At 33.1% G+C, this 12,023-nt stretch carries 15 protein-coding genes; 6 read left to right on the top strand and 9 right to left on the bottom strand.

Annotated elements, in window-relative coordinates:
- The first annotated feature begins 152 nt into the window (after nt 1–152).
- On the top strand, nt 153–623 hold the full coding sequence (locus PMI10_RS08450) for a PepSY-like domain-containing protein (protein ID WP_007806683.1): 471 nt from the start codon (nt 153–155) through the stop codon (nt 621–623).
- 96 nt (nt 624–719) lie between these two features.
- Here the strand turns inward: PMI10_RS08450 and PMI10_RS08445 are convergent, their stop codons facing one another.
- The 4 genes from PMI10_RS08445 to PMI10_RS08430 all read right to left on the bottom strand — a co-directional run bounded on the left by PMI10_RS08445 (nt 720) and on the right by PMI10_RS08430 (nt 3,630).
- Nucleotides 720–1,484 carry an SDR family NAD(P)-dependent oxidoreductase gene (locus PMI10_RS08445; protein WP_007806680.1) on the bottom strand — a complete coding sequence of 255 codons (765 nt, stop codon included), beginning with the start codon at nt 1,482–1,484 and terminating at the stop codon, nt 720–722.
- Between the two features lie 139 nt (nt 1,485–1,623).
- Entirely contained in the window at nt 1,624–2,544 is a 921-nt protein-coding gene (locus PMI10_RS08440) for a helix-turn-helix domain-containing protein (RefSeq protein WP_007806677.1), read from the bottom strand.
- Nucleotides 2,545–2,752: 208 nt separating this feature from the next.
- Nucleotides 2,753–3,313, bottom strand: coding sequence for a 2'-5' RNA ligase family protein (locus PMI10_RS08435; RefSeq protein WP_007806676.1), 561 nt, complete (start codon nt 3,311–3,313; stop codon nt 2,753–2,755).
- Nucleotides 3,314–3,315: 2 nt separating this feature from the next.
- Nucleotides 3,316–3,630, bottom strand: a complete 315-nt coding sequence (locus PMI10_RS08430; RefSeq protein ID WP_007806674.1) for a hypothetical protein — start codon at nt 3,628–3,630, stop codon at nt 3,316–3,318.
- Nucleotides 3,631–3,803: 173 nt separating this feature from the next.
- Between PMI10_RS08430 and PMI10_RS21865 the strand changes: the two genes are divergently transcribed.
- Nucleotides 3,804–3,965 carry a DUF1328 family protein gene (locus PMI10_RS21865; RefSeq protein ID WP_007806672.1) on the top strand — a complete coding sequence of 54 codons (162 nt, stop codon included), beginning with the start codon at nt 3,804–3,806 and terminating at the stop codon, nt 3,963–3,965.
- Between the two features lie 92 nt (nt 3,966–4,057).
- The gene (locus tag PMI10_RS21640) at nt 4,058–4,708 is read left to right on the top strand and encodes a DUF5661 family protein (protein ID WP_007806670.1); all 651 of its coding nucleotides are present in this window, start codon (nt 4,058–4,060) and stop codon (nt 4,706–4,708) included.
- A gap of 89 nt (nt 4,709–4,797) precedes the next feature.
- Here the strand turns inward: PMI10_RS21640 and PMI10_RS21635 are convergent, their stop codons facing one another.
- Complete coding sequence (locus tag PMI10_RS21635; RefSeq protein ID WP_007806669.1) at nt 4,798–5,322, bottom strand: hypothetical protein; 525 nt, start codon at nt 5,320–5,322, stop codon at nt 4,798–4,800.
- Nucleotides 5,323–5,532: 210 nt separating this feature from the next.
- The gene (locus PMI10_RS08415) at nt 5,533–5,835 is read right to left on the bottom strand and encodes a hypothetical protein (RefSeq protein WP_007806667.1); all 303 of its coding nucleotides are present in this window, start codon (nt 5,833–5,835) and stop codon (nt 5,533–5,535) included.
- Nucleotides 5,836–6,027: 192 nt separating this feature from the next.
- Here PMI10_RS08415 and PMI10_RS08410 point away from each other — a divergent pair, with 192 nt between their 5' ends.
- The 3 genes from PMI10_RS08410 to PMI10_RS08400 all read left to right on the top strand — a co-directional run bounded on the left by PMI10_RS08410 (nt 6,028) and on the right by PMI10_RS08400 (nt 8,092).
- Complete coding sequence (locus PMI10_RS08410; protein ID WP_007806665.1) at nt 6,028–6,570, top strand: YciE/YciF ferroxidase family protein; 543 nt, start codon at nt 6,028–6,030, stop codon at nt 6,568–6,570.
- 77 nt (nt 6,571–6,647) lie between these two features.
- The gene (locus PMI10_RS08405; RefSeq protein WP_007806662.1) at nt 6,648–7,379 is read left to right on the top strand and encodes a DNA-formamidopyrimidine glycosylase family protein; all 732 of its coding nucleotides are present in this window, start codon (nt 6,648–6,650) and stop codon (nt 7,377–7,379) included.
- Nucleotides 7,376–8,092, top strand: a complete 717-nt coding sequence (locus PMI10_RS08400; RefSeq protein WP_007806660.1) for a DUF72 domain-containing protein — start codon at nt 7,376–7,378, stop codon at nt 8,090–8,092. Before PMI10_RS08405 ends, PMI10_RS08400 begins: the two co-directional genes overlap by 4 nt.
- A 14-nt stretch (nt 8,093–8,106) precedes the next feature.
- Here PMI10_RS08400 and PMI10_RS08395 read toward each other — a convergent pair whose 3' ends face one another.
- The 3 genes from PMI10_RS08395 to PMI10_RS08380 form a co-directional block, all read right to left on the bottom strand.
- On the bottom strand, nt 8,107–8,316 hold the full coding sequence (locus tag PMI10_RS08395) for a hypothetical protein (protein ID WP_007806658.1): 210 nt from the start codon (nt 8,314–8,316) through the stop codon (nt 8,107–8,109).
- Between the two features lie 191 nt (nt 8,317–8,507).
- A complete protein-coding gene (locus PMI10_RS22315; RefSeq protein WP_007806656.1) occupies nt 8,508–8,633 on the bottom strand; it encodes a hypothetical protein in 126 nt (41 codons plus the stop codon).
- A gap of 737 nt (nt 8,634–9,370) precedes the next feature.
- Nucleotides 9,371–12,004, bottom strand: coding sequence for a glycoside hydrolase family 31 protein (locus tag PMI10_RS08380; protein ID WP_007806652.1), 2,634 nt, complete (start codon nt 12,002–12,004; stop codon nt 9,371–9,373).
- Between the last annotated feature and the right edge of the window lie 19 nt (nt 12,005–12,023).

The following is a 12,023-nucleotide window of genomic DNA, read 5'->3' as shown; positions in this document are numbered from 1 at the left end:
ACTCCGCTCAGTCTGACACTCATTTTGAATTCACTCAACGGGTTAATCAGTAAATTTTCTTATTAAATTTTATCTTTTCTTCATTTTTTCTTCATTTAAAAGTAGTACTTTTAGTATACAGTTTTCAAGATTATTAATTTAAATTAAGAATTATGAAAAATATTTTAGGTCTTATTATTTTTTTATACACTGGTATTTTAATTGGTCAGACTAAAGTTTCGCCAAAGGATGTAATAACTCCGCCACTAAAAGTAGTAGAGACGTTTCAGAAAGAATATCCGGATAAAATTCCGGTTTGGGGATTAGAATATGTAGGGGATGATAATGACGAAATCAGGTATGAAGCAAAATTTAATACAAATGATGGTGAAGCATTAGCCGTTTATGATAATCTGGGGATTTTAAAAGCTTTTGAACTGGCTATACCTGTTTCCAAATTACCGGTTGCGGCTTTGAATTACCTGAAGAAAAATTATCCAAAAAATGCTATTCGGGAGGCCAGTGTGGTTGTAGATTATAAAAATAAAACAACTTATGAAGTCGGTATAGAAAAAGACTCAAAATTCTATGATGTTGTCTTTGATAAAGATGGCGGTTTTAATGTAATCATTCAAAAAGATTAAACAAGAAATCTTACTAACTCAATATATTAATTAAAAGGTGAAACCCGATAGATTTTATAATCTGTCGGGTTTTTATTTATAACCGGATTGGTAATATTACAAATTTGTTCCTCCTGAAACTTCAATACGTTGTGCGTTAACCCAGCGGGCATCTTCGGTACATAAGAAAGCAACCACGCCGCCAATATCATCAGGCAAACCAACTCTTCCCAAAGCAGTCAATGAAGCTATATTTTTATTTAATTGTTCATTATCACGAACAACACCTCCGCCAAAATCAGTTTCTATTGCGCCGGGAGCTACTACATTTGCCCTGATTTTTCTTTCTCCTAATTCTTTTGCCTGATATTTTGTAAGGGTTTCAATGGCTCCTTTCATAGAAGCATAGGCTGAATATCCTGGAAATGAAAACCTTGCCAAGCCTGTTGAAATATTAACGATCCCGCCACCGTCATTCATAATATTCAAAGCTTTTTGAGTCAGAAAAAATGGACCTTTAAAGTGAATATTGGTCAATTGGTCAAACTCTGCTTCAGTGGTTCCGACAAATGAATTATGGATTCCGATTCCGGCATTATTTACCAAAAAATCGAACTTATCTGTATTAAAAGTGCTTTTTAAAGTTGTTTCTACTTCCCCTAAAAAAGCATCAAAAGTGTCAGATTTAGCCACATTTAATTGAACTGCTGCTGCTTTCTGTCCTAAACTTTCAATTTCTTTCACGACCTCATCAGCTTCGTCTTTTTTGCTGTTGTATGTAAGGATTACGTCAATTCCTTTTTTAGCAATTGCGATTGCCATGTTTTTTCCTAAACCTCTGCTTCCGCCTGTAACCAAGGCGATTTTTGTATTTACTGCCATTTTTAATTTGTTTTAAATTGATAAGACAAAGGTAGAAATGAAGCAGCATTGAGAAGTTGTAAATATCAAATCGATATTTGCGAAATTCAAATCAGGGAAATCAAAATTAAAAATTCAATTTCAACCTCAAAATCTAAAATTAACTTCGGAATGCTAAAGGGGTGAATGAGGTTTGTTTTTTAAAGAAATTAGAAAAATGCGCCAGTTCTTCAAAACCCAGAGAATAAGCAATTTCAGAGATGTTCCAGTCGGTTTGTTTTAAGAGAATTTTAGCCTCCTTTATTAGCCGGCTGCTGATTAATTCGGTTGTGGTTTTTCCGGTATTTTCTTTTAAAACCTTATTCAAATGATTGACATGAACTGATAACCTGTCGGCAAAGTCTTTAGCTGTTCTGAGTGTAAGCCGCTGATGGGGAGATTCAACAGGGAATTGTCTTTCCAATAATTCAGCAAATAAAGAAGAAACCCTCGCAGCCGAATTATGTTTGGAATAAAGTGCTGTCAAAGGCTGTAATTTTTGCCCAAAGTGAATTAACTCGGCTACATAATTCCGAATCAAATCATATTTATAGACATAATCTGAATTGATTTCTTTTTGTATTTTGTTGAATATCAGTTCAACTTCAACAACCTCTTCATCCGAAAGCTGAAAAACAGGATAACCGCCTGTTGCAAAAATAGGCAGCTCATCAAGATCGATTCCGCTTTTGTTTTTAGAGAGAAATTCATTCGTAAATACGCAAAATTGCCCGGATTGATTCTTGTCCTGCGGGAGATAATTATAAGGTATTTTTGGGGTAGCAAACAAGAGTGCGTGCTTGTCTATTTGAATGACTTTATCTGAATATTCGGCTATGTTTTTACCTTTAATCAAACTTATTTTGTAAAAAGCCCTTCGGTCATAAGGCATAATCCATTTTTCCTGAAGCTTGTCCATAAGTTCTTTAATATCAAAGACATTAAAATGACCAATTTCTTTTTTAATATCGCTTGGCAATAAAGAATTTGGTTCAACTGAACCCTGAGTGATGTCTTCGTAAAATGAATCTAATGATTTCATGAGTGAATTGTAAAATTCAAATATACGAAATCTTAAAATATTATAGTAAAGAATATAAAAACTGGTGTTTTAATTTTATTCAACACATAGAAACATAGATTTTTGATTGTGCTGAAGTCGTTTCACTTTACATTAAGACACAATAGAAATAAAATTGAGTTTAAATAAAATATTGGCATTGCCATTGAAGTTGATATTGAAATTTAATTCAGAACAAACTTCCCTGAACAAACTCAGGCAGCGGATTACTATTGAAAGTAAAAGTATCAATTACAAAAAACTGTTTCCTGACTTCATCTAATTCGCGTAGTACAATAGAATTGCATGAAAAACTAATATCAATAGTTGTAAAGAGGTGAGAGGCTATTTTGATACTTTCCGGGGTTAATCTTCGGCCAATAGAAATATGGGGATCGTTGCTTTTTTTCATATTTGAAAGCCGCAAGGCATCCTGTGTCTTTTTCATGATTGGTTTTAAATTTGTTTTGGAATCTTCATTTGGAGAGATAAAAAAAGCACCGGCATCATAAGACCCAAAGTGATCTAATTGTACTGGAAAAGGTGTAAAGGTGTCGCAGATTTTATGGAGTTTCAGTTTGATTTTTTCCAGTTCCGTTTCTGTCATTTTAAATTCGCAAATCGTAATATGTGCAGTCGAGTTTTTACTGTTGTACCATCCGATTTTGGTTTCCAGATAGTCTTTCATTATTTTGACAGAGTCAATAACGTCCTGTGAAGGATAAATGGCGACTGAATATTTTTTCTCCATTTTTAAAGTTTTCCTTTTTTATATAATCTGTCCAGTATTTCGGATTGAAGTAATCCGCTGCCGCCACCAAAATGTTCAATCACCTCAACATCAGGGTGAATTTTCAAACAAAATTCCGTAAACTCTTCTTCAATGTTTTTTTCAATCCCGGAACTTAATAAAACAAAATCAGGCTTATTTTCCAAAAAGTAATCCTGAGCCAATTTTTCGTGATTAAACCCAACAGCATTCCAATTTTCATTGGCATTTACAAGCCGAATTAAAATTTCCAGGATAGATTGGTTTTTGCCAAGTATCAAAAAATCGTATTTTTTCATAACGCATAATTTAATTACAAAAATAGTTTATAAAAGCCAAAATCAACTTAATCCAGATTAAGAAAGGCTATTTGATTGAGATAAAAAAATAACGTTTTGAGTTAACTCAATCGCTATTTAAGACGGAAATTTGATATAATAAACAAAATCGGTATTAATTAAAAATCTATATTATGTTACGTTGGACAGTCATTTTTATTATTTTGGCTTTAATAGCCGGAATATTTGGTTTTGGAGGTATTGCCGCCGGAGCTGCAAGTATAGCTAAAGTCTTATTCTTTATATTCATAGTATTATTTCTACTGTCTTTAATTAGCGGCAGAAGGAAAATTTAGCAAAAATTTCAAAATAAAAACAAAAGCGGCACATCTATTTCGGTACATGTGTCGTTTCTAATTTTAAAATAAAATAAAATAAAATAAAAGTCATGGGAACAAAAAGTGGTGCTTATCAGAATGTCTACATAAAAAGAGAAGATGAAATGGTAAGTTTAAAAAATGATGTGACAGATTTTTGCGAAAAATATATAAAGCCTGTTCATCCTGATAATTGGGATTGGTCGATACGTGATTTCGAAAATCCCAAGAATGATCCCACCGTTGCTGAGGCAAGAGCAATTGGACTGGTTGTTTTTAATGATTTAAACAATAATAAACAGACTGATGTTGATTTGTCAACAATGAATAATGTAGAGGCAATAAAAGCATATTTAAATCCGAATAGCAAACATGAAGCATTTAATATGGAAGAATTTGCTTTTGCTTTGAAAGTGGAACTTGAGCATGGTAAAATTAAGGATGTTAACGTAACCAATAACCATCCTTTTTTAACAGCAATGATCGCACTTGCGCATATGACAGAAAGCCTGACCTATTATAAAAGATTGAAAGTGATGGAAGCTGAAGGTGAAATCTATGAAATAATGCGCAAAATTGAAAATATAAGCACCGATAAAAAAGATAAGTGGTACAAAGAATTAATTAAGGCTGAAGAAGAATTAACAGAAGCCAGATCCGGATTAGCGGAACGTTTAGAAAAAATGGACGACATTCCTGTCCTGGAAAAAATTGGAGACTAACTTTATTCATAAAAAAAACCGTCAAATATTTGACGGTTTTTTTGAAATCGACACTATGCTAAAAACGGTGTAAGTGAGACACTTGAAATCTAAAATTTTCTTGGATCGTTTGCAGGATAATCTTCCTCTTTTTCTTCAAAGTCATCATCTTCGTCTTCTTCCTGCACATCGTCCTCTATATAGTCATCATCGTCGTCATCCTCATCCTCATCGTCTTCATCGAGATCTTCCAAAACGTCTTCAGTTTCGTTAAAATCGTCTGATGGGTTATCAAATTCATCATTTGTAATATTTAAGTCTTCACCGTCATCATTCAGATCTTCTTCGATATAGTCATCGTGTTCCAGATCTTTTTCGGTATGAAAATCATCATCTAAATCATCCAGGTCATCTTCATCATTTGTGATTTTCTCCTGATCAGGATTCGGTTTATTAGGGTCATAGCCATTTCTCACTGTATATCCCTGTTTGGCAATTTCTTCATTGCTTTGATGAATATCCTCAAAATCACTATTTAGAAATTCATCATTAAGGAGCGTTTCTTTATCAGAAATATGGTTTCCGGAATCCCTTTTAGCCTTAAAAATGTCGTTGTTTTGATCTATAGTACTCATGATATTAATTTTTGTGTTCGTATTATACAAATCTAGTCAGAACCGAAGTGAAATATTTATAGAATTTTGGTTCCTAATTCTATAATTTACAGCTGTTTGTACTTGAAGTATTGATATAAATTTTTGAAATTGAAATTATCCATTAAACAAAAAACCTTTAAAACATACATTTAAAGGTTTTTTATATTTTATCTGAAATATTTTTGAGTTTTAATGATCGTTTCGTTCCCAGTCCTCTTCATCAAGATCCTCTTCATTATCTATATGCTCTTCCCTGTCAATAGGTTCGGGCAGATCATAGTCATCATCTTCCTGATGGTTTGTGATATAATCATTCTCATTGATTACCTGCTCTTCGTTCGGAATGTTTTCGTTTCTAACGATGTTCGCATCTCTCAGAAGGCTATCAATAGCGGCATCAATTAAAACAGCATCAATATCCGAGACAACATCTTGATATTTCTGATGAAAATCACATTTAATTTCGTCAATATATTGGGCATCTGTTTTCATAATACTATGTCTTTTGCTGTATTTATTAAACAAATTTATGCCGGAATTTAAAAAAATATGTTACAAGATTTTAAAATCTAATTTCATAATACACAGGTGTTTATAGTATAATTTTAATCCATAATATTATAACCTCTTTCTTTTTTAAACAAATTAATTTTGAAACATTAATAACGAAAAAAAAATATTATTATGAAAACTACTGATAGTAAAAAAGGAGCAACAAAACCTAAAAGCGATGCAGCATCTGGTTTAACTGAATTGTTTGAAGCAAGCCTGAAAGATATTTATTGGGCAGAAAAAGCATTGACTAAAGCGATTCCTCTAATGGCAAAAAATGCTGCTTCAGCTGATTTGATTGAGGTACTAAACAATCATTTAATCGAGACTGAAGAACAGATAACCCGTTTGGAAAAGGTTTTTGAAGTGATTGGCAAAAAAGCAACAGCTAAAAAATGTGATGCCATGGAAGGCCTAATTGAAGAAGGTAAATCAATTTTGGAAGAAACTGAAATTGGAGTAGTGCGTGATGCCGGAATTATTGCAGCAGCTCAAAAAATTGAGCATTATGAAATTGCAACTTACGGAACACTGAGACAATTTGCAGAGACTTTAGGTTTAACCGAAGCTGTCCGTTTATTGGAACAAACTCTGGAAGAAGAAAAAGGTGCCGACAAAAAGCTGACAATTGTTGCTGTGAATGCAGTAAATCTTGAAGCTGCTGAAGCAGATTAATTTTTAAGAGATTAAGAAAGCACAGTTTTTAAGCTGTGCTTTTTTCGTTTAAAATAGTTAATAAAAATTAGGAGAGTATGCCGGAAGGTCCATCAATAGTGATATTAAAAGAAGAAGTCCGTCAATTTGAAGGAAAAAAAGTTATTGATGTTGCTGGAAACAGCAGTGTTGATATTGAAAGACTTAAAAACAAAACGATACGTGCCTTTAAAAGCTGGGGTAAACATTTTTTAATTTGTTTTGATGGGTTTACTGTCAAAATACATATGCTGATGTTTGGCACTTATCGGATTAATGAAAGAAAAGAAACTGCACCACGGTTAAGCCTGATTTTTTTAGATGGAGAAATTAATTTTTACACTTGTTCAATTAAAATTTTAGAAGGGGATATCAATGATTATTATGACTGGAGCGAGGATGTGATGAATGAAAAATGGAATCCCGTAAAAGCTGAAGAAAGCCTCAATAAAATTCCTAACCAAATGATTTGTGATGCTTTATTGGAGCAGAATATCTTTTCAGGAGTTGGGAATATTATTAAAAATGAAATTTTATACCGATGCAAAATTCATCCGGAATCATTAGTGGGTAAAATTCCAACTGAAGATATAAAAAGGCTTATTGAGGAAAGTGTTATTTATAGTTTTCAATTCCTGGACTGGAAAAAGAATTATGAATTAAAAAAACATTGGAAAGCACATACCAAAAGTACTTGTGAGCGTTGTAATCTTCCTTTTATAAAGAAACACACCGGAATAAAAAAAAGACGCAGCTTTTTTTGTACTAACTGTCAAAAATTATATCAATGAAAAAGGAAGTCTTAGCAGGATGTTCCAGTTTTAATAATCGGTTTTGGAAAGGTATCTTTTATCCTGAAAATATGCCTGTTTCAAAATGGTTTGATTATTACTGCCAGCATTTTGATACTTATGAGTTTAATGGCAGTTTTTATAAATTTCCAACAGTAAAAATATTTGAGAACTGGTATAAAAAAGCACCTGAACATTTTATATTTTCAGTAAAGGCACCAAAAGAAATCACACATATCAAAAAGTTTACAGATTGTAAGGAACTGATTTCAGATTTTTATACTATTTGCGATACGGGTTTAAAAGATAAATTAGGATGTGTTTTATTTCAGTTTCCGCCAAGCTATTCTTTTAGTGAAGAAAAGCTTCAAAATATTATTAATAATTTAAATCCAAAATTTAAAAATGTAATCGAATTTCGTCATGAAAGCTGGTGGATTGATAAAGTTTGGGATCTTTTTATGGAAAACAACATTACGTTTTGCAGCGTAAGCCATCCTCAATTGCCTGAAACCATTTTCTATAAATCTCCCTTAATTTACATCAGGCTTCATGGAACTCCAAAAATGTTTTATTCCGGATATTCTCCGGAACAATTAAATGATATTAAAAATAAAACAAAAGGCAAAAATGCTTTTGTATATTTTAATAATACGGCAGGTGAAGAAGGAATCTTAAATGCTTTGGAATTCAAAAAAATTATAAACAGATAATATGATTGTTTTTTTTATCCAGTACTATATATGGCAGAGGCTTCATTGAAATAGTGAAGCGAAAAAATATTACTTAACAGAATTATTAGCAACACAAAAGAAAGCGTTATTAACAGGCCAATAAGCATTACTGCTTTTTTATACATTTCCCTGTCAATATCATCGAATTTTTGCATTGATTTAAGATTGTCCTCAACTTTTATGTTTCTGTTTTTCTCTTTCATGGCTCAAAAATTTTTCTCTCATGATTCAAAAGTATTATGTTAATTCAGTTATATACGCAAAAACTCGTTGATATACACAAAAACTCGTTGATATACACTAAACCTTTTATTGTTTAATAAATTGTTGTAATGTGTTCATTCATAAATGGTTAAGTTGAAAGTGATTTTGATGTTTCAGAACTTTAAGAATATTATAATTCTAAGTTTCCTTCAATACCATCATCCATAGTTTTTCCGGTAACAAAAGTGACAGCCATTTTAGCAATGGCGATCATTTTTCCGTGTTTATTGTTCCAGTAATATCCTTTTTCGGGCATCTGGACTTTAATGACAGGATTCCATAATTCTTTAATTCTTCTTCTGTCATAAGGAATAGTGGCGGTATTTTAAATGCTTTGGAATTCAAAAAAATATAAACAAATAATGCAATTGATTTATTAAACCGGCTATTAATCATACTGTATGGCACAGATTTACAAAAAATGCTGAACCGAAAAAATATTGCTAAACAAAACTAATAGCAAAATAATAAAAAGGGTAATTAATATGGCAATCAGTATTACTATTTTTTTATGCATTTTTCTGTCTATATCATCAAATTTTTGGGATAATTTTAGATTCTCCTCCGCTTTTATTTTTCTGATTTTATTTGACATGATTCAAAAGTATTGAGTTAATTTAATCATATACGTAAAAACTCATTGATTGGTTTTATTGTCCAATAAATTATTATGATGAGTTCGCAACAAGTCAAATGATTTCAAAAGTCAGGCCGAAAAAAAGGTATAAATCAGTAGCAGAGAATAACATCAATAAAAAAACATAAGTAAATCTTTGAATTGCCTCCTGCTTCAGCTCAATGTCATTAAGTTAACAATTTTTCAGTCGTCACTTCGAGTGATTTTTAATAATAATGCGATCGCTTTATGATTAAAAATTGTATCGAGAAGCTTTCTAATACTAAGGTTCTCGATACATTTTCTTTAAAAAAAGCTATCGCATTTTTTAAAGAAAACACTCGAACTGACGACAATACCAGAACAATACGAGTTTGTCACTCTTTTATTTTCTTCGAAACATCAATAGTATTTCCATTGTATTTTACCGAAATATCTGTTCTTTGATTTTCGATACCAACACCATTTGATTCGTCAACCCAAACGATATTAAACACACGGTTTTCAATTAATCCTTTAAAAAATCCGCCTTTTCGTTTTCCAATTGTCAGCGTTTGTTTTTGTTCATTCCATTCAAAAGGTATGATAGAAAAAGCTCCTTTCTCATAGTTGTAATTTATTCCCTCATCCTCATAAAGCTCAAACTTGCCATTAGCGCCTTTATACACTCTAATTTCGAGGGTTTCAGCAGGCTTTTCGTTTGTGTACTGCATTTTCTCGCCCATTGGAACAATAGAACCCGATTTTACATATAGAGGAATGGTTGAGAGAGACGCAGCTGTTTTTACTGTTTGTCCTCCATTATAATGTTTTCCTGTCCAGAAATTAAACCATCCTGACTGGTTTTCAGGTAAGTAAACATCCCACTTATCTACACTTTCTGAAACAACAGGAGCAACAAGAAAGGCAGACCCAAACATATACTCGTATTTTTGCTCAAGTGCTTTTGTGTCTTTTGCAAAATCCATTACCAGTGGACGCATCAAGGTTCCGTTTTTAAACGTTATATCTGCTGCTTGTGAATAAATATAGGGCATCAAACGATAACGAAAGTTTAAATATTTTAAAGCTTCGGTTTCTACTTTTTCACCGTATCTCCAGAATTCGGTATTAGTTTGATATCCGTGTACCCTTTGCAAAGGAGAGAATGTAGCCAACTGAAACCATCTTAAAAAACGTTCGTGAAATTTAGCATCGGTGTATTGGCTTTCGCCGGGACGGAAAAAACCTCCTGCATCAAAAGTCCACCAGGGTAATCCTGTTATGGAATAATTCAATCCGGCTGTGAGTTGTCGGCGCAAGGTTTCCCAGTCATTACCTATATCTCCAGTCCAAACGGCTGCTGCGTAACGCTGCTGGCCCGAGAAACCGCTTCTGGTAAGAATAAAAACTCTTTTGTCCGGAGCATCCTTGCGCGAACCTTCATATACTGTTTTTGTTACGTACATCGGATAAACATTTCGCATTTGCTCTCCGGAAATTGTTCCGCTATTTATTTTCCTATTTACTAAATCATCGTTTTCCGGTTCGGTAGCATCCTGCCACCAGGCATCAATTTCATAAGGTTTTAAAAGCTTTTCACTAAAATTCTTCCAATAATAATTTGCTGCATCAGGGTTAAAGAAATCAACCCATTCGGTATTTGGGATATAGTATTTTTTTTTATCAAATTCTTTACCAAGTTCGCTTCCTTTATCAATTTTGGACCAAACGGAAAGCATCAGTCGCATATTCATTTGATGCAATTCTTTTACCATTGTAGCTGGATCAGGATACATTTCCTCATCAAATTTCATCGAATTCCAACCGTATTTCCCCCAATATTGCCAATCCTGAACAATTAAATCCATTGGTAATCTTTTCTTTCTGAATTCTTTTGCATTCTCAAGTAAATCATCCTGAGTAGTAAAGCGCTCACGGCAATGAATATAACCTAACGACCATACAGGCATAAGCGGAGCCTGCCCTGTCAGATTGCGATAGCTAGAAATAACCTCATCTGAATTTCCGGCAAAAACAACATAATCCAGCCTCTCAGCAACAGGAGATCTGAAGACTGTTTCATTCGTAACTTTACGATAATACACTACAGGGAGATCGTTTTTTTCTCCGGTAACTATAATCTCATGTTTTCCTGCTGTCAGTTTAACCAACGTGCTGGTTGTGGGCGGCAACCAATGGTTTTTAAAATTAAGGACCTCGTTACCATCAATTGTCAACTGCCATTTTCTAGCCATTTTTTGACCCACATCGAGCAGGATAGCATACTCACCATTATCTTTAACGGTAAAATTTCCGGTAAAAACACCATCCTGGCGAGTTTCCTTTTGAGTTCCATTAGTCGTAGTAACATTAACAGTAATTGCTTCCCCACTTATACCTGCTGGATTTAAGTTCACAACGTTATCAGCTGGATTAAAATCGGTAAGTCCATAATTGTGCCATAGCAAACCATATCCTTTGCTTGACATAACAAACGGAATAGAGATTTGTGTATTTACCTGGGTTAATCTCCTGGGTAATCCTTTAATATTCAAATATCCATCCTGAAACTGACCTGTACCAAAAAGATATTCATCAGGCAAAGAATTAAAACCTTGTTCAGCAATATGACAGGATTCTCCTTGTACTGAACTTTGTTTAAAAATACGACTGCCTGGTTTTTCGCTAAGAAATACCTTGCCCTCATGGTTCCGATAAGATAATGTTCCAGTTATTTTATCTACTACAACCGTCATTTTTGATGTAGCAATTTCAATTAGTGAACTGGATTCAGAAACCTTAAAATCAGGCACCTTAACTTTTGAAGTAAAAACTAATTCAGGTATTTGACTTTTCATTTCCAAACCATACTGAACTCTTATGGTATTTTCGGTTAAAGGACTCAAATAAAGTTCTCCTTTGTCGAGAGTTATAACTACTTTATCGTTATGTTTTTTATAACCCTTAACCACTTGTCCAATACAAAACACTGGAATAAGTAAGACAAATAGAATTGTTATTTGCTTCATTCTTTTCAATTTATTTTTA

It is taken from the genome of Flavobacterium sp. CF136 (genome assembly GCF_000282055.1).
GTDB lineage: Bacteria > Bacteroidota > Bacteroidia > Flavobacteriales > Flavobacteriaceae > Flavobacterium.
The sequence above is the reverse complement of the archived record's forward strand: the minus strand, read 5'-3'. Positions and strand labels throughout refer to the sequence as shown.

Coding starts and splice junctions, on each gene's coding strand:
- PMI10_RS22315 (WP_007806656.1), bottom strand. CDS start 8,633: ATGCCCGAAAAAGGATATTACTGGAACAATAAACACGGAAAAATGATC.
- PMI10_RS08400 (WP_007806660.1), top strand. CDS start 7,376: ATGAAAAAGGAAGTCTTAGCAGGATGTTCCAGTTTTAATAATCGGTTT.
- PMI10_RS08450 (WP_007806683.1), top strand. CDS start 153: ATGAAAAATATTTTAGGTCTTATTATTTTTTTATACACTGGTATTTTA.
- PMI10_RS21865 (WP_007806672.1), top strand. CDS start 3,804: ATGTTACGTTGGACAGTCATTTTTATTATTTTGGCTTTAATAGCCGGA.
- PMI10_RS08405 (WP_007806662.1), top strand. CDS start 6,648: ATGCCGGAAGGTCCATCAATAGTGATATTAAAAGAAGAAGTCCGTCAA.
- PMI10_RS08435 (WP_007806676.1), bottom strand. CDS start 3,313: ATGGAGAAAAAATATTCAGTCGCCATTTATCCTTCACAGGACGTTATT.
- PMI10_RS21640 (WP_007806670.1), top strand. CDS start 4,058: ATGGGAACAAAAAGTGGTGCTTATCAGAATGTCTACATAAAAAGAGAA.
- PMI10_RS21635 (WP_007806669.1), bottom strand. CDS start 5,322: ATGAGTACTATAGATCAAAACAACGACATTTTTAAGGCTAAAAGGGAT.
- PMI10_RS08430 (WP_007806674.1), bottom strand. CDS start 3,630: ATGAAAAAATACGATTTTTTGATACTTGGCAAAAACCAATCTATCCTG.
- PMI10_RS08415 (WP_007806667.1), bottom strand. CDS start 5,835: ATGAAAACAGATGCCCAATATATTGACGAAATTAAATGTGATTTTCAT.
- PMI10_RS08445 (WP_007806680.1), bottom strand. CDS start 1,484: ATGGCAGTAAATACAAAAATCGCCTTGGTTACAGGCGGAAGCAGAGGT.
- PMI10_RS08380 (WP_007806652.1), bottom strand. CDS start 12,004: ATGAAGCAAATAACAATTCTATTTGTCTTACTTATTCCAGTGTTTTGT.
- PMI10_RS08440 (WP_007806677.1), bottom strand. CDS start 2,544: ATGAAATCATTAGATTCATTTTACGAAGACATCACTCAGGGTTCAGTT.
- PMI10_RS08410 (WP_007806665.1), top strand. CDS start 6,028: ATGAAAACTACTGATAGTAAAAAAGGAGCAACAAAACCTAAAAGCGAT.
- PMI10_RS08395 (WP_007806658.1), bottom strand. CDS start 8,316: ATGAAAGAGAAAAACAGAAACATAAAAGTTGAGGACAATCTTAAATCA.